General features: G+C 31.7%; 19 protein-coding genes and 1 other annotated feature. Of the genes, 9 read left to right on the top strand and 10 right to left on the bottom strand.

The window, feature by feature from the left end:
• The first annotated feature begins 60 nt into the window (after positions 1–60).
• Complete coding sequence (gene queA, locus EDC18_RS05095; protein ID WP_132250968.1) at positions 61–1,086, top strand: tRNA preQ1(34) S-adenosylmethionine ribosyltransferase-isomerase QueA; 1,026 nt, start codon at positions 61–63, stop codon at positions 1,084–1,086.
• A gap of 21 nt (positions 1,087–1,107) precedes the next feature.
• Here queA and EDC18_RS05090 read toward each other — a convergent pair whose 3' ends face one another.
• From EDC18_RS05090 to hisC, 5 genes are read right to left on the bottom strand one after another with little or no spacing between them, the layout of a single operon-like run.
• Positions 1,108–1,770: an SGNH/GDSL hydrolase family protein gene (locus tag EDC18_RS05090; RefSeq protein ID WP_132250966.1), complete on the bottom strand. Its 663-nt coding sequence runs from the start codon at positions 1,768–1,770 to the stop codon at positions 1,108–1,110.
• Positions 1,771–1,815: 45 nt separating this feature from the next.
• The gene (aroA, locus tag EDC18_RS05085) at positions 1,816–3,093 is read right to left on the bottom strand and encodes a 3-phosphoshikimate 1-carboxyvinyltransferase (protein ID WP_132250964.1); all 1,278 of its coding nucleotides are present in this window, start codon (positions 3,091–3,093) and stop codon (positions 1,816–1,818) included.
• 11 nt (positions 3,094–3,104) lie between these two features.
• On the bottom strand, positions 3,105–4,226 hold the full coding sequence (locus EDC18_RS05080; protein ID WP_132250962.1) for a prephenate dehydrogenase: 1,122 nt from the start codon (positions 4,224–4,226) through the stop codon (positions 3,105–3,107).
• Complete coding sequence (gene aroF, locus EDC18_RS05075) at positions 4,189–5,211, bottom strand: 3-deoxy-7-phosphoheptulonate synthase (RefSeq protein WP_132250960.1); 1,023 nt, start codon at positions 5,209–5,211, stop codon at positions 4,189–4,191. Before aroF ends, EDC18_RS05080 begins: the two co-directional genes overlap by 38 nt.
• A gap of 60 nt (positions 5,212–5,271) precedes the next feature.
• Positions 5,272–6,357, bottom strand: coding sequence for a histidinol-phosphate transaminase (gene hisC, locus EDC18_RS05070; protein ID WP_132250958.1), 1,086 nt, complete (start codon positions 6,355–6,357; stop codon positions 5,272–5,274).
• A 476-nt stretch (positions 6,358–6,833) separates the two neighbouring features.
• Between hisC and fusA the strand changes: the two genes are divergently transcribed.
• Both fusA and leuS read left to right on the top strand, forming a co-directional pair.
• The gene (fusA, locus tag EDC18_RS05065; RefSeq protein WP_132250956.1) at positions 6,834–8,906 is read left to right on the top strand and encodes an elongation factor G; all 2,073 of its coding nucleotides are present in this window, start codon (positions 6,834–6,836) and stop codon (positions 8,904–8,906) included.
• 75 nt (positions 8,907–8,981) lie between these two features.
• Positions 8,982–9,219, top strand: a binding site (T-box leader).
• Between the two features lie 142 nt (positions 9,220–9,361).
• Positions 9,362–11,776, top strand: coding sequence for a leucine--tRNA ligase (leuS, locus tag EDC18_RS05060; protein WP_132250954.1), 2,415 nt, complete (start codon positions 9,362–9,364; stop codon positions 11,774–11,776).
• A 36-nt stretch (positions 11,777–11,812) separates the two neighbouring features.
• Here the strand turns inward: leuS and EDC18_RS05055 are convergent, their stop codons facing one another.
• Positions 11,813–12,094, bottom strand: coding sequence for a hypothetical protein (locus EDC18_RS05055; protein ID WP_132250952.1), 282 nt, complete (start codon positions 12,092–12,094; stop codon positions 11,813–11,815).
• Entirely contained in the window at positions 12,087–12,782 is a 696-nt protein-coding gene (locus EDC18_RS05050; RefSeq protein WP_132250950.1) for a hypothetical protein, read from the bottom strand. The genes EDC18_RS05055 and EDC18_RS05050 overlap by 8 nt, the downstream gene beginning before the upstream one ends.
• A 335-nt stretch (positions 12,783–13,117) precedes the next feature.
• Here EDC18_RS05050 and EDC18_RS05045 point away from each other — a divergent pair, with 335 nt between their 5' ends.
• On the top strand, positions 13,118–13,612 hold the full coding sequence (locus EDC18_RS05045) for a hypothetical protein (RefSeq protein ID WP_132250948.1): 495 nt from the start codon (positions 13,118–13,120) through the stop codon (positions 13,610–13,612).
• A gap of 111 nt (positions 13,613–13,723) precedes the next feature.
• On the opposite strand, the gene EDC18_RS05040 is transcribed toward EDC18_RS05045, so the two are convergent.
• Positions 13,724–13,936 carry a hypothetical protein gene (locus EDC18_RS05040; protein ID WP_132250946.1) on the bottom strand — a complete coding sequence of 71 codons (213 nt, stop codon included), beginning with the start codon at positions 13,934–13,936 and terminating at the stop codon, positions 13,724–13,726.
• A 527-nt stretch (positions 13,937–14,463) separates the two neighbouring features.
• Between EDC18_RS05040 and EDC18_RS05035 the strand changes: the two genes are divergently transcribed.
• A complete protein-coding gene (locus EDC18_RS05035) occupies positions 14,464–15,390 on the top strand; it encodes a S8 family peptidase (protein ID WP_132251641.1) in 927 nt (308 codons plus the stop codon).
• A 158-nt stretch (positions 15,391–15,548) separates the two neighbouring features.
• On the opposite strand, the gene EDC18_RS14530 is transcribed toward EDC18_RS05035, so the two are convergent.
• Positions 15,549–15,719, bottom strand: a complete 171-nt coding sequence (locus tag EDC18_RS14530; protein ID WP_165878483.1) for a hypothetical protein — start codon at positions 15,717–15,719, stop codon at positions 15,549–15,551.
• Between the two features lie 117 nt (positions 15,720–15,836).
• Entirely contained in the window at positions 15,837–16,082 is a 246-nt protein-coding gene (locus EDC18_RS05030; protein ID WP_132250944.1) for a hypothetical protein, read from the bottom strand.
• Positions 16,083–16,623: 541 nt separating this feature from the next.
• Between EDC18_RS05030 and EDC18_RS05025 the strand changes: the two genes are divergently transcribed.
• The 4 genes from EDC18_RS05025 (at position 16,624) to EDC18_RS05010 (ending at position 22,527) form a co-directional block, all read left to right on the top strand.
• A complete protein-coding gene (locus EDC18_RS05025; RefSeq protein WP_132250942.1) occupies positions 16,624–18,000 on the top strand; it encodes a hydroxymethylglutaryl-CoA lyase-like TIM-barrel protein in 1,377 nt (458 codons plus the stop codon).
• Between the two features lie 321 nt (positions 18,001–18,321).
• Entirely contained in the window at positions 18,322–19,470 is a 1,149-nt protein-coding gene (locus EDC18_RS05020; protein WP_132250940.1) for an isocitrate/isopropylmalate family dehydrogenase, read from the top strand.
• An 18-nt stretch (positions 19,471–19,488) separates the two neighbouring features.
• Entirely contained in the window at positions 19,489–20,157 is a 669-nt protein-coding gene (locus tag EDC18_RS05015) for a GntR family transcriptional regulator (protein ID WP_132250938.1), read from the top strand.
• A 75-nt stretch (positions 20,158–20,232) separates the two neighbouring features.
• Positions 20,233–22,527 carry a hydratase gene (locus EDC18_RS05010; protein WP_132250936.1) on the top strand — a complete coding sequence of 765 codons (2,295 nt, stop codon included), beginning with the start codon at positions 20,233–20,235 and terminating at the stop codon, positions 22,525–22,527.
• The last annotated feature ends 42 nt before the right edge of the window (positions 22,528–22,569 follow it).

The raw sequence follows: 22,569 nt of genomic DNA, 5'->3' as shown, positions 1-22,569 counted from the left end.
AAATAATAGATAAAATAAGCATAAATGAAAAACAATATATGAAATCAAAGGAGTTTATTTATGAAAGTTGAAGATTTTAACTTTGAGCTACCAGAAGAATTAATAGCTCAAGATCCTATAAAAGAGCGTACAGATTCAAGATTATTAGTGCTTAACAAAAAAACAGGGAAAGTTGATCATAAAATATTTAAAGATATTATAGAGTGTTTAAATCCTAATGATTGTTTGGTGTTAAATAATACAAAGGTTATACCAGCAAGGCTAATAGGTATTAGAGAGAAAACAGGGGCAAAAATTGAGTTTTTACTTTTAAATAGACAAGAAAATGATCAATGGGAAGTAATGGTTAAACCAGGGAAAAAAGTTGTTATTGGTGAGAGAATAATATTTGGTGAAGGTTTATTAATTGCCAATATTTTAGAGAAACTAGAAAATGGCAATAGGATTATTCAGTTTGAATACAAAGGTATTTTTGAACAAATTCTTGATGAGTTAGGAGAAATGCCTTTACCCCCATATATATCCCACCAACTGGAAGATAAGGACAGATATCAGACGGTGTACGCAAAACATGCAGGGTCAGCAGCTGCACCCACAGCAGGGCTGCATTTTACCAATGAATTATTAGAGAAAATTAAAGGTAAAGGTGTAGAAATTGCATATATAACTTTACATGTAGGGATTGGAACTTTTAGACCTGTAAAAGTAGACAATATTGAGGAACATGATATGCATTCTGAATTTTATTGGATTACAGAAGAAGAGGCAAGTAAGATAAATAATGCCAAGGCAAAGGGTGGAAGAGTCATTGCTGTTGGGACAACAAGTTGTAGAACACTTGAAACCGTTGCAAATGACAATGGTACAATTAATGAATCCAAAGGATGGACAGATATATTTATTTATCCTGGATATAAATATAAAATGGTTGATGCATTGATAACAAATTTCCATTTACCGGAGTCAACATTAATAATGTTAGTATCTGCATTAGCAGGAAAAGAAAATGTAATGGGAGCCTATCAAGTTGCTATTGAAAATAAATATAGATTTTATAGCTTCGGTGATGCTATGATGATTTTGTAAAGATAGAGAACAAAAAAAGGGCTATGCCCTTTTTTGTTCTCTATCTTTAAGTAATCCTTCATAATTAATTAATTTAGTAAACTCACCAAAAACAGTATCATAAAGCAAATCGTAACCTGCTTTTGATAAGTGAATGCCATCTTCTTGGAATAACAATGCCTTAGAAGGCGTGTTACAGGTAATTGAGAAAAAGTCGATTACAGGACAAGAATAAGTGTTACCTAATTGTTTTGTAATATGTACATATTGATGCAATCGATTATTTGATTTGTCAGAATTTAGATCTTCTTTAATAATACAAGGAGGTGTTATTAAAAAAGGTATTGGAACACAATTGTTTAATCCAGTTCTATTATTAAATTCAGAAATAAGTTCTAACATATTCTGTGTGTTTTTTTCAAATTCATCAATAGTTCGGTGCATTGCATTATCTAATGAAATATCATTAGTGCCTAACATAATCATAACAATATTTGGTTTAAGTGGTAAAATCTTATCTTTTAATAAATCCAATCCCTCGCGAGTGGTAATACCAACTTTGCTAATATTATGGATACTCCATAATATTGAAGGATAGTACTTAGGTAAGTATTTTTCTAATCTGTTAATATAATTATCCCCACCTATCATTCCGTAACCTGAAGTTAAACTATCTCCTAGACCAACAATAGTTGTTTTAATCATTAAATTACCTCCAAATGGAATAAGTGTACAATTAATAAATTTAGTTTACTTAGATAATTTCTCTAAATCATTAAAAAATCCTGGGTAAGAGATGGCTATACAGTCACTATCATTAATCGTTGTTGAACCACTAGCAGATAAGGTTGCAATGGCTAGAGACATGGCAATTCTGTGGTCATGGTAACTTTCAACAGTTGCCCCTTTTAATTTGTTATTGCCATTTATAATCATGCCATCATCTGTAGCAACAATATCAACATTCATTTTTGATAAGTTTTCCACCATAGCATCAATTCTATTAGATTCTTTAACTTTTAACTCTTCTGCATTTTTAACAATGGTTTGACCATCTGCATATGCAGCAGCAACAGATATAATTGGTATTTCATCAATAATATTTGGTATAATATCTCCTTCAAGAACAATACCTTTTAATGTACTAGTTTCAGCTAATATATCTGCTACAGGTTCCCCGTTTTCTAATCGTTCATTTAGAATCTGTATATTAGCATTCATTCGTCGATAGACCTCTAATATACCATTTCTAGTTGGGTTAATACCTACATTTTTAATAAGTATACGTGAATTAGGAACAATTAATGCAGCTGTTATTAAAAAGGCAGCTGAAGAAATATCACCAGGTACAATGATTTCTTGAGCTTTTAGCTGATTAACTGGCTCTACTGTAGTTTCTAAGTCCTTTGTAGTAATTGTACCACCGTAATATTCTAACATAATTTCGGTATGATTCCTAGATGGAGCAGGTTCAATAACAGTTGTTTTACCATCAGCATACAAACCAGCTAATAAAATTGAAGATTTTACTTGAGCTGATGATACAGGAGATTCATAAGTTATGCCCTTTAATGGTTGGCCTGTTATTTTTAATGGTGCACACCCATTATTATTGATGCTTTCAATTTTTGCTCCCATTTTTGACAATGGATCCATAACTCTTTTCATAGGGCGTTTTTGAATTGATGAATCGCCAGTAACCATTGAATCAAAGGCTTGTGCAGACAAAATGCCTGTCATAAGCCTTAATGTTGTGCCGCTATTGCCAACATCTAAAATATCAACAGATGGTTTTAACCCATGAAGACCATTTCCTTCAACTTCAACAACATCGTTATTAATTATAATATTGATGCCTAGTTGTTTAAAACATCGTATAGTTGATAAACAGTCATCACCTTGTAAAAAGTTACGGATAATGCTTTTACCATCAGATAAGGAACTGAACATTATTGCTCTATGAGAAATAGATTTATCTCCTGGTACAGATAATTCACCAGATATTTTGCTAATTGGATTGATAATCAAATTAGTACCTCCTAACGTAGATAAATTGTATAATTAAGTAATTTTAAGATATCTATACTTTTTAATTGACTTTTTTCATCGTAAAAAACAATTTTCAATACACCTTGTTCATATTCACGGTTATGAACAATTCCTATGTTTTTTATACTGATATTATGATTGCTTAATAAAGTAGCGATTTTTGCAATGATTCCTAATTCATCCGGAATATCTACCATAATTTCATAAGATTTTTTTATACTGCCCAAGGATGGATCTAAAAACTCTGATCTGTAATCATTAGCTTCATCAAAAAAATTAAAGATATAGTTGGTATCATCAGTATCTAACATAACCTTAAACTGTTCTAATATCTTAATATATTCTGATATAATTTGCAATATCTTATCTTTATTGGATAAGGTAATTTGCTTCCATAAACTTGGAGAGGAAGAAGCTATTCTTGTTAAATCTTTAAAACCACCAGCTGCTAATTGTTTCATAAGACCCTTGTCATCTAAGAGTTTAACTAGATTTACTAAACTAGACGCTATTATATGTGGCACATGGCTAATAGCGGCAGTAGCATAGTCATGGTCTTCCCAATTTATAATGACTGGGATTGAACCAAAAGCTTCTACTAAATCATATAATTTTTTTATTTTATCTTCGGATACAGAAGAAGTGGGTGTTAGTACATAGTATGCATTTTCTAATAAAATATTAGTGGATGCATTATACCCAGATTTTTCTGATCCTGCCATTGGGTGGCCGCCAATGAAATATTTCTCTAAATCCATTTCAATAATGGAACTATGAATCATTCCTTTAACACTACCAACATCTGTTAAAATGGTTGTGTCAGAAATACAGTTTTTAAGGATTGATAATACTTCGTTATTATATTGGACTGGAGCACATAAAAAAATAATGTCTAATTCTTGAAACCTACTATTAATGTCATCGAAATAATCATCTATTATACCTTCATCTTTTGCTTCTTTTAGAGTGTCTACATCTGCATCATAGGCATATATGTTAATAGGCAGGTTCTTAAAACGTATTGTTTTTGCTAAAGACCCACCTATTAAACCTAAACCTATAATACCTATGTTTTTAATTGATATAAAGTTTTTTTCCTGAAAGTTCAGCATAAGGCTTTAATTCCTTGCATAGAGCTTCGAAAGAATCGAAGGTTAAAGATTGAGGACCATCAGATAATGCAGTTGCCGGATCTGGATGAACTTCAATCATTAAACCATCTGCTCCTGCTGCAATAGAAGATTTTGATAAAGGTGCTACATAATCTTTTACACCTGTAGCATGACTAGGATCGACGATAATTGGTAGATGACTTTTTTCTTTGATAACAGGAACTGCACTTATATCTAAAGTATTTCTTGTTGCAGTCTCAAAAGTACGAATGCCTCTTTCGCATAATATGACATTTCTATTGCCTTCACTCATGATATATTCTGCAGCATTTAACCATTCATCAATTGTAGCTGCCAAACCTCTTTTTAGTAATACTGGTAAGTTTGTTTTACCTACTTCTTTTAATAAATAGAAGTTTTGCATATTTCTCGCACCAATTTGTAACATATCTACATATTTAACAGCAGATTCAACAGATTTAAGACTTGTAACTTCGCAAACTACGGCTAAACCGGTTTCTTGTCTTGCTGTAGCCATAAATTGTAAGCCTTGTTCTTCAAGGCCTTGGAATGAGTAAGGAGAAGTCCTTGGTTTAAATGCACCACCTCTTAGAATGGTTGCTCCAGCTTTTTTTATGGCGTGTGCTGTTTGGAGAAGTTGTTCTTCACTTTCAATGGCACAAGGTCCTGCCATTATAGCAAGTTCATCTCCTCCAATAGAGGTATTACCAACTTTAATGACAGAAGGATTAGGATTGAATTTTTTATTAGCCAGTTTATAGGATTCTGTAACAATAACGATTTTTTCAACGCCATCCCATAACTCCACATTACAATCACTTAGTTGTGATTTATCTCCAATTACGCCAATTATAGTAACTTCAGAACCCTTTGATAGATTTGTTTGTAATCCTTTAGATTCTATACGAGATATAGCGCTCTTAATAGCTTCGTCTTTTGCGTGTTGTTTCATTACAATAATCATAGAGCTCACTCCTTATATATAGATAAAAGTGGCTAAGCCACTTTTAAAATTTAAACTTATTTAAACAAGTAATTCTGTTAATTCAGTAAAGAAAAATTCCATTTGTTCTTGAGTGCCAAGAGTAACACGTAACCATCCCTCTAAGCCAAGGAAACAGCCAGGTCTAATAATTACACCTTTTGATTGTAGTTTTTTAAATGTGTCTAATGTATCTATCTTAATATTGATCATAATAAAATTACCAAAAGTAGGAATATACTCTAAACCTAGTGTTCTACATTTATTGTAGGTCCATTCTTTTATTGTATTATTAAGGGTTATGGATTTCTCTAAAAAAGCTTTATCATTCAAGCTAGCAATGGCTGCTTCTTGAGCTGCTGAAGTAAGATTGAATGGTCCTCTTACTCTATTTAGCAATTCAATAACTGGTTCTTTTGCAATGCCATAACCTACACGCAGTGATGCTAACCCATAAGCCTTGGAGAATGTTTTTAATAATATAATATTTTCATATTCTGCTAATAAAGGAAGTGTGTTAGGAAAACTCTCATCTTCAATATACTCAGAATAGGCTTCATCCATTACTAATAATATATTTTTAGGTACCTTTTTAATAAAATCAAGTTGTTGTTTTTTGGTTATAATGGTTCCAGTTGGATTATTTGGATTGGCAATAAATATGACCTTAGTATGTTCTGTAATAGAATCTAAAATACCATCTAAGTCAAAAGTGAAATCTTTAAGAGGTACTTCTATAATAGTTCCACCCATTAATTTTACAGCAGATGCATATCTGGGAAAACTAGGCGTACAAGTAATTGCTTCGTCTCCTTCTCCAATAAATACCTGAGTGATGAAAGTTATAAGTTCATCTGAACCTGCACCAAAAATAATTTGCTCATCTTTAATATTAAAATGGTTTGACAAAGTTTTTCTTAATTTTGTAGCATTACCATCAGGGTAGATGGCTACATCTTCAAGAGATTTAATAATTGCTTCCTTTGCTTTTTCTGAGCAACCTAGAGGATTTTCATTAGAAGCTAATTTAATAACTTCTTCTAGTCCGTATTCTTCTTTTACATCATCGATAGGTTTCCCAGGTATGTATGGTCTTAAAGTTTCAATAGATTTTCTGCATTTAATCATAACACAAATCCTTTCACTAATATACTATAGTATTTAATATAATCTAGTACAGCTATTCTTTCTAACATTTTACACGTATAAAAAAGGCATGTCAATACTATAATGCGTTAAAGTCTAAAAGTCAACGTAATTAAGAAATTTTAATGTCAAAAGAGATTATATAGTCAAAATTTAGGTAAAAATATATGTATAAATCAAAGTAATATTAATTAACAGTAATAAATTTCACAAAAGAGTTGATGTATAGAACTGTTTTTAGTAGAATATATAATATAAGTGATTTAATTATTGAAGATTGATTTATATGACCTTTTTAATAAATAATTGTACAACCAATTCTGAAATTTTATTAAAAAGTTGTATACAATCGGAGGTAATATAATACAATACTTATGATTTGCATTTAATTACTTTAATTTAACATAAAATGTTCCAACTAGTTAAGTATAAAATTATCTTAGATTGGAGGAAGTAATATGAATGTTTATTCTTCAGATCAAATTAGAAACATTGTTATTCTTGGTCATGGTGGATGTGGAAAAACGAATCTTGTTGATGCAATGGCATTTGTAACAGGTGCTATTAACCGTCAAGGAAGGGTAGAAGAAGGCAATACCATTAGTGATTTTGACAAAGAGGAGATGAAACGAAAAATTTCAATAGGAACTTCTATTATACCTGTAGAATGGGAAGGGTGTAAAATTAATGTTTTAGATACACCTGGATGTTTTGATTTTGCAGGAGAAGTTAAAGAAGCTATTCGAGTAGCAGATGGAGCAATCATTGTAATATCAGGAAAATCAGGTGTAGAAGTAGGTACAGAAAAAGCTTGGGAATATGTTGAAGAAATGAATATTCCTAAAATGTTTTTTGTAACGGATATGGATGATGAGCAAGCTAATTTGTACGATGTAATTGATAGTTTGAAAGAATTGTATGGTAAAAGAATTGCGCCATTTCATATACCCATAAGAGATGAAGGTAAATTTGTTGGATTTGTAAATGTAACAAAAATGGAAGGAAGAAAATTTGTTAAAGACCATGTAGAAACCTGCCCCATACCTAATGATTTAATAGATGAAATAGAACCCATTAGAGAAATGATTCTTGAAGCAGTTGCTGAAACAAGTGACGAGCTTATGGAAAAGTATTTTGCACAAGAAGAATTTACATTAGAAGAAATCCAATCTGCCTTACACAAAGGCGTCGTTGATGGAGAAATTGTACCTATACTATGTGGATCAGGAATGAATAATACAGGCGTTCAAGTTTTGTTAAGTTCAATAGTAAAGTATATGCCATATCCAAAGGAAGAACATCCTTTTGTTATAGGGAAAAATCCAGAAACTTTAGAAGAAATAGAAGTTATATGTGGGGAAGAGCAACCCTTATCTGCTTTTATTTTTAAAACGATAGTAGACCCTTATATTGGGAAATTATCATTGTTTAGAGTTTATTCAGGCGTATTTAAGTCTGATTCAATGGTATATAATGCTAATAAGGATATAGATGAAAAAGTTTCACATCTCTTTTGTTTAAGAGGTAAGGAACAAATTGAAGTAAAACAGCTTGTTCCAGGGGATATTGGAGCAGTAAAGTTAAGCAATTCTTCAACAGGCAATACCTTATGTGATAAAAAGAATCCCGTTTTATTAGAGGCCATTAATTATCCAGAATCATTAGCCGTAATGGCTATTGTTCCTAAAACCAAAGGTGATGAGGAAAAAATATCTGTTGGATTACAAAAGTTAATGGAAGAAGATCCAACAATCAAAGTTGTAATGGATCCTGAAAATCATCAAGAATTATTATACGGTACAGGAGACCAACATTTAGATGTAATTGTTAGTAAATTATCAAGTAAGTTTAAAGTAGAGGTTGATTTAGTAAAGCCGAGAGTGGCTTATAGAGAGACCATTAAAGGAAAAGTTAAAGTTCAAGGTAAACATAAAAAACAATCAGGTGGGCACGGTCAATATGGAGATGTACACATTGAATTTGAGCCATCAGGGGACTTGGAACATCCATATATTTTTGAAGAAAAGGTATTTGGCGGTTCAGTACCTAAAAATTACTTTCCAGCAGTGGAAAAAGGCTTACAAGAATCTGTTCAAAGAGGCGTGTTAGCAGGCTATCCAGTTGTTGGTGTAAAAGCAACATTAGTGGATGGAAGTTATCATCCAGTTGATTCTTCTGAGATGGCTTTTAAAATTGCTACAACTGTGGCATTTAAAAAAGGGTTTCAGGAGGCAAAGCCAGTTTTACTTGAGCCCATTGCAAGTGTTAAAATTTTAGTGCCAGATGTATATATGGGCGATATAATTGGTGACTTAAATAAAAGACGTGGTAGAGTTTTAGGAATGCTTCCAATGAATGGAAAGCAGGAAATTCAAGGAGAAGTTCCTATGGCAGAAATGTTCGGTTATTCTACAGATTTACGTTCCATGACTCAAGGACGTGGGACATTTACAATGAAATTTGAAAGATATGAGCAAGCGCCTTCAGATGTTCAAGAGAAGGTAATAGAAGAAAGTAAAAAAGAAGCTTAATATAGAAGGCTTTTTAAATTTAAAAGGTCTTGACCAGGATATTTTAATATGATAGAATGCTTTTAGTATTATAAGGGAAAGACTGGGAAAAGGAGTAGTAAACAGTAGGTCGATTTTAGAGAGCTGTTGGTTGGTGTAAAACAGTATTGAACTTTGTTGAACTCGCCTTGGAGTCCTTTAGCTGAAACTTAGTAGGTTAAGGCGGTAACTTGCCGTTATAAGTATTAAGGGTATTCTGTCATTACTAGACTATAGTCTATTTTTGCAGGGTAAATTAGAGTGGTACCGCGGAAGTTAACTTTTCGTCTCTATTTATTTAGAGATGAAAAGTTTTTTTGTATTTCAAAAGGTTTATTAAACGTAGCGTCGGATGCCGCGTTAGTGGCTTCGCCAGAATAAAATTAAACCAGAGTTAAAACACCAAAATTCAAAAAGAACATACTTAGGAGGTTACTATGAGTTTTACGTATAATCATAAAGAGATTGAGAAAAAATGGCGTGATAATTGGGATAAGAACCCAGTTAATGTAGAAACAGAAGATAAGCCAAAGTATTATTGTTTGGACATGTTTCCTTATCCATCTGGAAGTGGATTGCATGTTGGTCACTGGAGAGGTTATGTTTTAAGTGATGTTTGGAGTAGATACAAATTACTTCAAGGGTATTATGTGCTACATCCGATGGGGTGGGATGCATTTGGTTTACCAGCTGAGAATTATGCTATAACCCAAGGGGTTCATCCAGCAATTGCTACAGCTGAGAATGTTGAGAATTTTAAGAGACAGTTAAAAGAAATTAGTGCTATTTATGATTGGGATAAAGAAATTAATACAACAGATCCTAATTATTATAAATGGACCCAATGGATTTTTGTAAAGATGTTTAAAGAAGGATTGGCTTATGAAAAAGAAATGCCAATAAACTGGTGTCCTGATTGTAAAACAGGTCTTGCAAATGAAGAAGTAGTTAATGGTGAATGTGAACGTTGTGGATCTGATGTTACAAAGAAAAATCTTAGACAATGGATGTTAAAAATAACGGCATATGCTGAGAGATTGTTAACTGATTTGGACCAATTAGATTGGCCAGAAAAAGTTAAGAAGATGCAATCAGACTGGATTGGTAAAAGTTTTGGTGCAGAAATTGATTTTGACGTGGATAATAATGAAGAAAAAATAAAAGTATTTACTACAAGACCAGATACTTTATTTGGTGCAACTTTTATGGTTTTAGCACCAGAACACCATTTAGTGAATAAAATTGCAACAGATGATCAAAAAGAATCAGTAGAAGATTATGTGTTTAAAGCTTCGTTAAAATCTTCAGTAGATAGAATGCAAGATAAAGAAAAAACAGGTGTATTTACAGGAAGTTATGCCATTAATCCATTAAACGGGGAAAAATTGCCTATTTGGATTTCTGACTATGTTTTAGCAGATTACGGTACAGGGGCTATTATGTGTGTGCCTGCCCATGATGAAAGAGATTTTGATTTCGCTAAGAAATTTGAGTTGAAAATAACACAAGTTATTGCTAAAGAAGAAGATGATGTTAATAAAGAATTAAAAGAAGCTTATACAGAAGATGGTATTATGATTAATTCAGGTGTTTTTGATGGCATGAAAGCTTCAAAAGCAAAAGAAGCAATCATTAACTATCTAGAAGAGCATGAAATAGGAACAAAAACAACCAATTACAAATTGCGTGATTGGGTATTCTCAAGACAACGTTATTGGGGAGAGCCTATTCCAATCGTTCACTGTGATAAATGCGGTGCTGTTCCTGTTCCAGAAGAAGAATTACCAGTTAAGTTGCCAAATGTTAAGTCATATCAGCCAACAGGAACTGGAGAGTCACCTTTAGCAGCTATTGAAGAGTGGGTGAATACAACTTGCCCTACTTGTGGACAAAATGCAAAAAGAGAAACCAATACTATGCCACAATGGGCAGGGTCATCATGGTATTTCTTAAGATATGTTGATGTTCATAATGATAAAGAGTTAGTGTCAAAAGAAAAAGCAAAAGAGTGGTTACCAGTTGATATGTATGTTGGTGGTATTGAGCATGCGGTATTACATTTATTGTATGCTAGATTCTATACTAAGTTTTTATATGACATTGGTGTAGTGGATTTTGCTGAACCATTTAAACGTTTATTCAATCAAGGGATGATTTGTAAAAATGGTGCTAAGATGAGTAAATCAAAAGGTAATGTTGTATCACCAGATGAGTTGGTTAATGATTATGGTTGTGACTCTTTAAGATTATACGAACTATTTGTTGGACCACCTGAATTAGATTCAGAATGGGATGATAGAGGGATAGATGGCGTATATAGATTTATTAACCGTTTCTGGAATTTAGTAATAGATAGCAAAGATAAAAATGTGCAACCAACGAAAGAAATGGAAAAAATAAGACATAAGATGATTTATGAAATTACTAATCGTTTAAATAATGTTAATTTAAATACTGTAATAAGTGGTTTTATGGAATATACAAACAAACTAAATGATATAGCAAAACAAGAAGGTGGTATAGATAAAGAAACCATTGAAAAGGTTATTACTTTAATTGCACCTTTTGCACCTCATATAGCAGAAGAACTTTGGGAAATAACAGGTCATACGGATAGTGTGTTCAATACATCTTGGCCAGAATATGATGAAGAGAAGATGAAAGATGACTCTGTTGAAATGCCTGTACAAGTTAATGGAAAAGTAAAAGCAACCATTACAATAGGCTTAGAAGAAGATAAAGATTCTGTGTTACAAAAAGCAAGAGAAGCTATTGAAAATAAATTAGAAGGCAAATCAATTGTAAAAGAGATTTATGTGCCTAATAAAATCATTAATTTAGTTGTTAAATAAATTATAATAAAACCAATAAACTAAAGTCTTAGGACTTTAGTTTTGTTGGTTTAACATACTCATCATATTAATCATCATATCAATTTTATTTCTTTCAGCAGGAGATAATCCCTCTTTTAAGGAGTTCATAATTAAGTTGGTTTCGTTTGTAGTGAATTGAAGGCCCATTTGCTTCATTTTCATACCATAAGAAAATAATACTTGGATTTTTTGGTCTGTTGGCTTGGATCCCATTTCATTAAACATTTCTACTAAAACCTGAAGTTTTCTAGGATCAATATTTCTAAATGCCTCATTATTTAATATATTACTACTCATTTTTATCATTCTCCTTTTGATTATTATTTATTGAATTCATTTTCATCATTGTACTAAACATATCTACCATATTTCTTTGTTCTGGAGACAGCATACTTTTTAAACCTTCTATCATTGTATTATCCATTGAAGGTTTATTTTCTGATGGTGGTGGCGGTGTTTGTTGTTGCGGGGTGTTAAAATTAAAGGGGGTATTGGACGTAGTTGTTTCAGTCGATTCATCTTTTACATTAGTCTTTGGTTCTTCTTTCTTTAAGGTTTCTTGTTGGAGCCTTTGATAATTCTGCATTAATTTGTTGATGTTTAACATGTTTAAAACGATATCAACTAAGTTTTTATTGCAATCAGAACAGACTGATCGTATATTGCTTAACATAGCTTCACGGTTGTTGCTACCCAGATTTAGTTGTTCTACTTGCTTATAATTGTCATTATTATATAAGTTAAAAGTATTTTTAAGTTCTAAAAATTTGACCATTATTGCCAACTGTTTTTGCATATTATGTTCTAAAAATGGAATAGCTGCTTTAATAATCTGCATATGTTCATTATTGGTTACTTGGTCCAAAGCAGATGCTTGAGCAAGATATTTGGGAGGGGATGGAGTAGGTGATTCTTTAGGAAGCATATTTAATAATTTATTTATATCAAAACTAGTGTCTTGATTACTTTGATTAAATTCACTCATTTCTATATGACTCCTTTCTAGACAAAAGTCTATTTATAAAAGCATACTATGTCATAGTAATATTCTATGTGTTAAAGTCCAAATACTTGACTAATATTGGAAAGTTTTATAAAAAAATAGGCAGAACAAAGTTCAGCAGAATATTTTTGGAAGTCATTTTGTTCTGTGTACATTAAATTATATGAAGAAAAAGTGTGCTAAGATTAAGGAAAGTTTTTTATATATTGAAAAGAAATAATGGGTTCAGGGCATATAAAAAAAATAAAGGTTTTAGTTGCAAAATTATGGGCATAAACATATATTGAATTAAGATATTTATATTGGAGAGAGTGAGCTTGGGCGAAAGAGAGAAAATAGAAGATATCGTTAATATTATGAGTGGGCAAGTGGATATGTCAGATTTTTTTAATGAAATCGTATCAAACATTAATAAAGTAACACAAGAAAAGTTTTTAAACGGCATTAAAGAAACTGTTAATATGTATAAAGAAAAAAGCATGCAAGAATCTATGAAAGAAATTAACTTGCTAAATGCAATGAAAGCTTTTATGCCTGAAAACAGTAGAGGTGAAATTGATAAATTCACCAATATGATGGGGGAAATCAAAGCAATAACTGGTATTTTAAATGATGTTCAACAAACTCAAATTAAATCTCAAGAGAAGAAAAAAGAAGCAGTAAAAGAAGATTTAGATACATTGATTATTGAAGGCAATACCGTTTATGAAATAGATAAGGATTGCCAGGGGCGCGTAAACAGTACATCAGCTATTGGAAGTCATAATATTTTACCCTTATTACTTATGTTTATGTTGATGGGAATTAAATAAAGCATTAATAGGAAAGTTTTTCTAATAAGAAAATAACTTTCCTATTTTTTTATGTAAAAATATATGTAAAAAAAAATCCCTAAATGAATAGGGATTTTTTCTAAGTAATTTTTAGCAAACGCCGAAACCAGTTCCTAAGCCGCCGCCAAATAACATCATAATGATGATAAGGATAAAGAACATTGAATTGTCGCCTGCTCCTGCTCCACCAAAGAGTCCGCCTAAGCCGCCGCCGCCTTGGTTAAATAATAATAAGAAAAAGAACAAGAAAATAATGTTAGATCCTCCACCAAAACCAAATTGAGTTGAAGATACATCAGCCATAATTCATTCCTCCATATATTTGCTTTCAATTTATATTATGAGCCACAGCTTGTATACTTGACAATAATTTTTGTTTTTTTAAAAAAACATTTCCTAGACATTTAAATTTAAAGATTAAAGAGTTTGTCTTTGTAGGATTTCTTTACTATATCAGTGAATAAATTATATATAAATGAATACTATGTATTAAAGTAAAAGATGGGTGATCTAAAATGAGTAATATGTTTATATACTTGATACCTTTTATATTAGGTAGTTATAACAAAAGCAATAGTAAAAAAGTAACTGCAGCGAACATTACAAATAGGAAAATTTTTGGAAGTGAAAAGGAAGAATTAATTCAGGTTATTGTTAGTGGAACAGATTTCAATGATGAAGAGAAGCATATACAAGGAATAGGTAGTGTTAAATATAAACTTCCTATGATCAATTCATATGTTGTAGAAGTGCCAAAAAGTAAAATTGGTCAGTTAAGGAATATAAAGGGTATTAAAAAGGTAGAGCAAGATGCACATATAACCGCTCAAATGAATGTGGCTAGAGAGAGTATTAACTGTAGATGGGCACTTGAGAATAATATTACAGGCAGGGGAATCGGTGTTGCTGTTTTGGATACTGGGATTTACCCACATAAGGATTTAACAGGAAGAAGAAATAGAATCCTTGCTTTTAAAGATTTTGTTAATAACCATAACGAACCCTATGATGACAATGGTCATGGGACACATGTTACTGGTATTATTGGTGGCGATGGATATAGTTCCTCTGGAAAATACATGGGAATTGCACCAGATTGCCACTTTATTGGCGTTAAAGTATTAGATGATAAAGGCGCAGGTAATATTTCTGATGTGTTAGCAGGCTTGCAGTGGGTTATTGATAATAAAGAAAAATACAATATAAAAGTAGTAAATATATCTGTTGGAACAGAAGATAAAGATGGAGAAGGAGAGACCTCGGCTTTAGTTAGAGGTGTTGATGCAGTTTGGGATAATAATTTAGTGGTAATCGTTGCAGCAGGTAACAATGGTCCTAGAACTATGTCCATAACGACACCAGGGATTAGTAGAAAAATTATTACAGTTGGATCTTCAGATGATAAAGAGACTGTAAATATTTTTGGTGAGAATATAACAAATTATTCTGGTAGAGGACCAACGAGTAATTGCATAAAAAAACCTGATGTAATAGCACCAGGCTCTAACATTGTTTCTTGTAATACAGACAAAAAATATAAGAGTGGCGTTATTCAAGATGTTGGTTACACAACAAAAAGTGGTACCTCTATGGCAACTCCAATTATTTCAGGAGCTGTTGCGTTACTTTTATCAAGACATAGAAATATTAGTAATCGAGATATAAAACTGAAGTTAAAAGAATCTACTGTAGATTTGGGATTCATTCAATCTCACCAAGGATGGGGAATGATAGATATAAAAAAATTATTATCATAATAAAAACCTAGGTCAGTATGACCTAGGTGAGTTTTTGTTCTTAATAAACTAAATATTTTTATTTGCTTAATAGAACATTTATAATGTAGCATAGCCACTTTTTTTATAAAATAAGCACTTGTGATTGTTACATTTAAAAAGGTTTTTATTAAGGAATGTTAAATGCCAAAGCCTATGCCGCCGAAAAGCATCATAATAATTATTAATACAAAGAACATACTATTTTCAGCTAAAGCACCTTTTCCACCTAAAAAGCCACCTGTGTTAAACATTAATAAGAAAAAGAATAAAAAGATAATATTAAATTGACCACCTGCGAAACCTGCCATTCTTGTATCCTCCTTTCAATAATTAAGAACTTAGATACCTATATGTTTTTTTTGTTAAGGTATAATACATATTATGAAAAGAGGTTTAATAATGTGATTATGTAATTTGAAATTTCTTTAAAAAATTTGGGTATTATAATTTGCATTATTATTATCTAAGAATAAAAGTAAAAGTAATAGAGTTAACAGAGTTTCATTGTTGTTATTACTATTTATTATTTGATTTTTTACATTATTAGAATGGCTGGTATTTTTATTGACCTGGAATCTTTTAGAGTTAATAGTCTCTACTAACGAACTATGACGTTTAAAAGCATCTGGAATATCTTTAAGTAAATAATAATCTTTATTATTATCTAGCATTTAATAACCCCCTTCAATAGATTATATTCATACAAGCCCATAATTTATTCTTTAAAATTCAAATACAAATAAAAGTTAAAAAATGTTAAATACTGTAAAAAAGTTGTCCGTATATATGAGAATGGTGTCAAGTTTTTTGAGATATAATAATAAAATGTGAATAAGTATGTGGATATTGTGGAAAAGATGAAATTAATACAGACAATTCGACACTAAAAACCAATATTTGTTATAAAATTACATGCAAATTAATACTGAAGACCTATAAAATTTGATTAACAGGTCTTAAGAACTGTTTGTATAGGGTTAGTTTGGTTAGCATTATGATGAAATGAAGTTAACTTATATTGACAATTATAGTATAATTGTATACAATAATACTATTGTTGCAGGAATGAGATTGTAATCTTGCGTAAAAAAGACTAGCTATATTTTCTTTGATAAAGATCTTAACAATTCTTAGGGCTTATCACTTATATTCCAAATTAAGAAAAGCAGGTATTAGATTCTAAATTAGAACTATAGCTATAAGGAGGCATTTATGTTTGGTTTTAGTAAAAAAACTAACTTAATTGAAAGAACAGAAACTGAGTATCCTTTACAAGATGTAAAGGAACCAAATATGTTTCGTAATTTATTCCCATATAATGAACCACCTAAAATAGCATTTAATCATCGTTTGGTACCTATAAATATGCCAGATGAGATTTGGATTACAGATACTACTTTTAGAGATGGTCAACAGTCAAGGGAACCTTATACAACAGAACAAATAGTTAAAATATTTGATTATCTGCATCATTTAGGTGGACCAAAAGGTATTGTTCGTCAAAGTGAATTTTTCTTATACGGCAAAAAAGATCGTGATGCAGTTTATAAATGTATGGAAAAGGGTTATCAATTTCCTGAGATTACAAGTTGGATTAGAGCATCTACAAAAGATTTTCAACTTGTAAAAGAAATAGGGTTAGAAGAAACAGGCATACTAGTTAGTTGTTCTGATTACCATATTTTTGATAAACTTAAAATGACAAGAAAACAAGCCCTTGAACATTATATTTCTATTATTAAAGAATGTATAGAAGCTGGGATAAAACCTAGATGTCACTTAGAAGACATAACAAGAGCTGACTTTTATGGATTTGTAGTACCTTTTGTCCGTGATTTGATGTTGTTAATGGAAGAAACTGGTATGCCAATTAAGATAAGAGCATGTGACACAATGGGTTATGGTATAAGTTTCCCAGGAGCAGTATTACCAAGAAGCGTATCAGGGATTATATATGGGTTGAATCATCACGCTAGAGTTCCTTCGGAGTTAATTGAATGGCACGGTCACAATGATTTTTATAGAGCTGTTCAAAATTCATCAACAGCATGGTTGTATGGAAGTTCCTCTGTTAATTGTTCATTATTTGGAATTGGTGAAAGAACAGGAAATACACCGTTAGAGGCTATGATTTTCGAATATGCTCAACTCAGAGGAACCCTTGATGGTATGAATACCAGAATTATAACTGAAATCGCAGAGTACTTTAAAAAAGAAATAGGATATGAAATACCGCCAAGAACACCATTTGTAGGAGATGAATTCAATGTAACTAGAGCAGGGATTCACGCAGATGGCATTTTAAAAAATGAAGAAATCTATAATATATTTGACACAGAATTATTACTCAATAGACCTATAAAGGTTGCTATTACAAATACTTCAGGTATTTCTGGAGTTGCTCATTGGATCAACACTTATTATAACTTAACTGGTGAGAATGCATTAGATAAAAAACATGCATTAGTTGAAAAAGTAAAAGAGTGGGTTGATTTAGAATATGAGTCTGGTCGAGTAACAGCTATTACTGACAAGGAGTTGTCTATAGTTGTTAATGAATATAAAGAAAAATTAGGTTTCAAATTTTAGACAATTTATGGTAAAATAGATTAGGAAGTAATAATATAAGTGAATCATAATATATCTTTACTTACAGAATGTGAATAATTGGATTGAATCTTACACAAAAACATATTAAATGTAACAACCAAACAAGTATTATTCGTAAGCTTTAATTTGGTTATTATAAAGGTAGCCATTTAATCATAATTTTTGTATGCTGGGAAGGGTAGTAGTTTCCTATGTAAATAAAACTATTTTCATTGTAGTTGGTGATGGAAAATCATAATATTTCCTAGTGTATAAAAAAGGAAAGAAGAAGAAAATATACAATAAATAGGAGGAATTAAAATGGATTATTTAAAGCAATTCGAAACAATTGTAAAAGAACAACTTGAAAGAGTAGAGAGATTAAAAGAACAGAAAGATTTTCTTGACTATAAGTCATTAGATACTATTGTTATTGGTGTTGTTGGTGGAGATGGTATCGGTCCAGCAATTACTGGTCAAGCTCAAAGAATTCTTGAGTTCTTATTAAATGATGAAGTGAATAAAGGAAAAGTAGAATTTAGAGTAATAGAAGGTTGTACTATTGAAAAAAGAGCTGAAGTTGGGAAAGCTATTCCTGATGACGTATTAGAAGAATTAAAAAAATGTCATGTAATATTAAAAGGTCCTACAACTACACCAAGAAAGGGCGATCCATGGCCAAATGTTGAAAGCGCCAATGTTGCAATGAGAAAAGAATTAGACTTATTTGCAAATGTTCGTCCAGTAAAAGTTCCTGAACTTGGTATTGATTGGACTTTCTTTAGAGAAAATACAGAAGACTCTTATGCTTTAGGAAGTCAAGGGGTTAATGTGTCTGAAGACTTAGCAATTGACTTTAAAGTAATTACAAGTCAAGGGACACAACGTATTGCAGAAGCTGCTTTTGACTATGCTAAAAAGAATGGTAAGAAAAAAGTAACAGTAGTTACAAAAGCAAATGTAGTAAAAACAACAGATGGTAAATTCTTAGATGTATGTAAAGAAGTATCTAAAAATTATCCAGAAGTTGAAATGGATGATTGGTACATCGATATTATGACAGCAAAACTTATTGATGAAAAAAGAAGAACTCAATTTGAAGTATTTGTATTACCTAATCTTTATGGTGATATTTTAACAGATGAAGCTGCTGAATTCCAAGGTGGCGTAGGTACAGCTGGAAGTGCAAATATTGGTAAACAATACTCAATGTTTGAAGCGATTCACGGTTCTGCTCCAAGAATGGTAGATGAAGGTAGAGATATCTATGCTGATCCATCAAGTGTTATTAGAGCAGGTGCAATGTTATTAAATCACATTGGCTATATAGAAGAAGCAGATAAATTATATAAAGCATTAGAAATCTGTTCTCAAACTGAGAAAAAACTTGTTATGACTGGTAGAGATACAGGTGCAACAAGTGCGGCTTATGCTAATTATATTATGGAAACAATTGATAAATTAGGGTAATTCAAGGAGGCGCCTCTGTTGAGCGAGTATAAGGTCCAAGATGAAGTAACAGACAAATATTCTTTAAGAGGAAGAGTCTTTCATAGGATTAGAGAAGACATTCTGACAGGAAAATATAAAGAAAATGAATCCTTAAAAGAAACATCTATTTCTAATGAACTAGGTGTAAGTCGTACACCTGTACGTGAAGCAATTCGTCAGTTAGAATTAGAAGGACTAGTTAGTATTATACCTAACAAAGGTGCCGTTGTTATGGGTATTAATGATAAAGATATAAAAGATATTTACGCAATTAGGTCTCTCCTAGAAGGATTGTGTGCAAGATGGGCAGTGGACAATCTTACAGATATAAAGCTAGAGAAGCTGGAAGAGATCATTTGCTTGTGTGATTTTCATATAAGTAAAGGACATTTTGAACATCTATATGAACTAGACAATAGATTTCATGAAGCCTTATATGATGCTGCTAATAGTAGAACTTTAAAGCATATTTTATCGGACTTTCATCATTATGTCCAAAGGGTTAGAAAAGCTTCATTGGCTTCAACAGATAGAGCTATTAAATCTATTGAAGAACATAAAGCTATATTAGAAGCAATAAAAGCTAAAGATAAAGATAAAGCAGAAGAATTGGCTAATCTTCATATTAAAAATACATCAAAGAATGTAATAGACAACAAATTATGAATAAAAAAAGCACAGCTATGTGCTTTTTTTATCAATATATAAATTAGTAAACTTATACAGGAGGATGAAAAGCAAATGGTAAAATTATATGACACAGGTGCTTATCTATTAAATGGTAAAGAATTAATTGCTGAAGATGGAGATGCGGCTTCAATAATCAAAAATAAAATAGGTAAAGAAATTACTAAAGAAGATGCGAAAAAAGGGACGATAACTTATTCAATTCTTAAAAAACATAATACATCAGATAGTGAAAATGATTTAAAAATGAAATTTGATTCATTAACCTCTCATGACATTACATATGTAGGTATCATTCAAACGGCAAGAGCAAGTGGAATGACAAAGTTCCCAGTACCATATGTATTAACAAATTGTCACAATAGTCTATGTGCTGTTGGAGGGACAATTAACGAAGATGACCATAAATTTGCTCTATCAGCAGCAAAAAAATTCGGTGGCATATATGTGCCTCCAAATATAGCGGTTATTCATTCTTACAATAGAGAAATGATGACAAAATGTGGCAATATGATTCTTGGATCAGATAGCCATACTAGATATGGATCTTTAGGGACAATGGGTGTTGGAGAAGGTGGAGGAGAGATAGCAAAACAACTTCTAAGCCAAACTTATGATATAAAAAGACCTGAAGTAATAGGGATTTATTTAACAGGAAAACCACAAAAGGGTGTTGGACCTCAAGATGTGGCTCTTCAAATAATAGGTAATGTATATAAAAATGGTTATGTTAAAAATAAAGTGATGGAATTTATAGGCGATGGTGTTGAGAATCTTGATATTGAGTACCGTAATGGTATTGATGTAATGACAACAGAAACAACTTGTTGGTCATCCATATGGTGTACAGATGAAAAAGTTAAAGAATATTATGATATTCATGGAAGAGTAGAGGATTACTCACAGTTAAATCCAGATGAAATCGCATATTATGATGGTATTGTATATGTGGATCTTTCAACTATTGAGCCTACAATTGCATTACCTTTCCATCCAAGTAATATATATACCATTGAAGAGTTTAAAAAGAATCCTATAGAAATTATGGAAAAAGTTGAAAAAGAAGCAAAAGAAATCTTTGGTTCTTCAGAGATTAACTTTGATCTTAAAAGCAAAGTTAAAGATGGTGAAATTTATGTGGATCAAGGTGTTGTAGCAGGCTGTTCAGGTGGTACTTATGACAATATAATCGCAGTAGGAGACATTCTAGACGGTAAATCAGTTGGAAATGGATTATTTCAATTAAGTATATATGCAGGAAGTCAGCCAACATACTTAGATCTTGTGAATAAAGGGACTATAGGAAAAGTAATGGAAGCAGGTGCCATTGTTCGTTCAGCTATCTGTGGCCCTTGTTTTGGTGCTGGTGATACCCCAGCCAATCAAGAATTTTCTATAAGACATACAACAAGAAACTTTCCTAACCGTGAAGGTTCTAAACCTGGAGAAGGTCAAATATCCTATGTGGCACTTATGGATGCTCGCTCAATTGCAGCGACAGCTATTAATGGAGGCAAGTTAACTTCAGCTACTGAATTAGATGTAACATATACAGAACCTAAATATACCTTTAATCCTGCTATTTATGAAAAAAGGGTTTATAATGGTGTTGGCAATGCACAACCAGAGGAAGCACTTATTTTTGGTCCAAACATTAAAGATTGGCCTCAAATACCAAGTTTAACAGATGATTTATTGTTAAAAGTAGTAAGCTATATCACAGACCCTGTTACGACAACGGATGAGCTTATTCCTTCTGGGGAGACATCATCATTCAGATCAAATCCTCATAGATTAGCAGAATTTACACTTAGTAGAAAAGACCCTCAGTATGTTGGTAATTCAAAAGAAGTTCACAAGCTTGAAATAGATAGAGAAGAAGGCATTAACGTTACTGAAAAATATGAAGAGCTTAAAAAGGTATATGACAACATTAGAAAAATAGATGGATATGAAAACATTGATCCGAGTAATATTGGTATTGGAAGCACTATTTTTGCATATATGCCAGGTGATGGTTCAGCCAGAGAACAAGCAGCATCTTGCCAAAGAGTTATTGGTGCTTGGGCTAATATTGCAAAAGAGTATGCAACAAAAAGATATAGATCTAACTTAATTAACTGGGGTATGGTTCCATTTGAAATCAAAGAGGAAATACCATTTGGTAAGAATGATTATATCTTTGTTCCTAAAGTAAAAGAAGCAATTCTTAATGGTGAAGCACAAGTAAAAGCCTATGTTATTGGAGAAGATGCAAAAGAGTTTACTCTTAATATTGGAAGTTTAACAGAAGACGAAAAGAAAATTCTTGTTTCAGGATGTCTTATTAATTTTAATAGAGTCAACTAAATCCAAAACGTAATGAAAAATAATAAGGTTCAAATTTTCATT

The organism is Natranaerovirga pectinivora (genome assembly GCF_004342165.1).
Classification (GTDB): Bacteria; Bacillota; Clostridia; order Lachnospirales; family DSM-24629; genus Natranaerovirga; species Natranaerovirga pectinivora.
The sequence above is the reverse complement of the archived record's forward strand: the minus strand, read 5'-3'. Positions and strand labels throughout refer to the sequence as shown.

Coding starts and splice junctions, on each gene's coding strand:
- aroF (WP_132250960.1), bottom strand. CDS start 5,211: ATGATTATTGTAATGAAACAACACGCAAAAGACGAAGCTATTAAGAGC.
- hisC (WP_132250958.1), bottom strand. CDS start 6,357: ATGATTAAATGCAGAAAATCTATTGAAACTTTAAGACCATACATACCT.
- leuS (WP_132250954.1), top strand. CDS start 9,362: ATGAGTTTTACGTATAATCATAAAGAGATTGAGAAAAAATGGCGTGAT.
- EDC18_RS05020 (WP_132250940.1), top strand. CDS start 18,322: ATGGATTATTTAAAGCAATTCGAAACAATTGTAAAAGAACAACTTGAA.
- EDC18_RS14530 (WP_165878483.1), bottom strand. CDS start 15,719: ATGGCAGGTTTCGCAGGTGGTCAATTTAATATTATCTTTTTATTCTTT.
- EDC18_RS05025 (WP_132250942.1), top strand. CDS start 16,624: ATGTTTGGTTTTAGTAAAAAAACTAACTTAATTGAAAGAACAGAAACT.
- queA (WP_132250968.1), top strand. CDS start 61: ATGAAAGTTGAAGATTTTAACTTTGAGCTACCAGAAGAATTAATAGCT.
- EDC18_RS05050 (WP_132250950.1), bottom strand. CDS start 12,782: ATGAGTGAATTTAATCAAAGTAATCAAGACACTAGTTTTGATATAAAT.
- EDC18_RS05035 (WP_132251641.1), top strand. CDS start 14,464: ATGAATGTGGCTAGAGAGAGTATTAACTGTAGATGGGCACTTGAGAAT.
- fusA (WP_132250956.1), top strand. CDS start 6,834: ATGAATGTTTATTCTTCAGATCAAATTAGAAACATTGTTATTCTTGGT.
- EDC18_RS05055 (WP_132250952.1), bottom strand. CDS start 12,094: ATGAGTAGTAATATATTAAATAATGAGGCATTTAGAAATATTGATCCT.
- EDC18_RS05090 (WP_132250966.1), bottom strand. CDS start 1,770: ATGATTAAAACAACTATTGTTGGTCTAGGAGATAGTTTAACTTCAGGT.
- EDC18_RS05030 (WP_132250944.1), bottom strand. CDS start 16,082: ATGCTAGATAATAATAAAGATTATTATTTACTTAAAGATATTCCAGAT.
- EDC18_RS05040 (WP_132250946.1), bottom strand. CDS start 13,936: ATGGCTGATGTATCTTCAACTCAATTTGGTTTTGGTGGAGGATCTAAC.
- EDC18_RS05010 (WP_132250936.1), top strand. CDS start 20,233: ATGGTAAAATTATATGACACAGGTGCTTATCTATTAAATGGTAAAGAA.
- EDC18_RS05080 (WP_132250962.1), bottom strand. CDS start 4,226: ATGCTGAACTTTCAGGAAAAAAACTTTATATCAATTAAAAACATAGGT.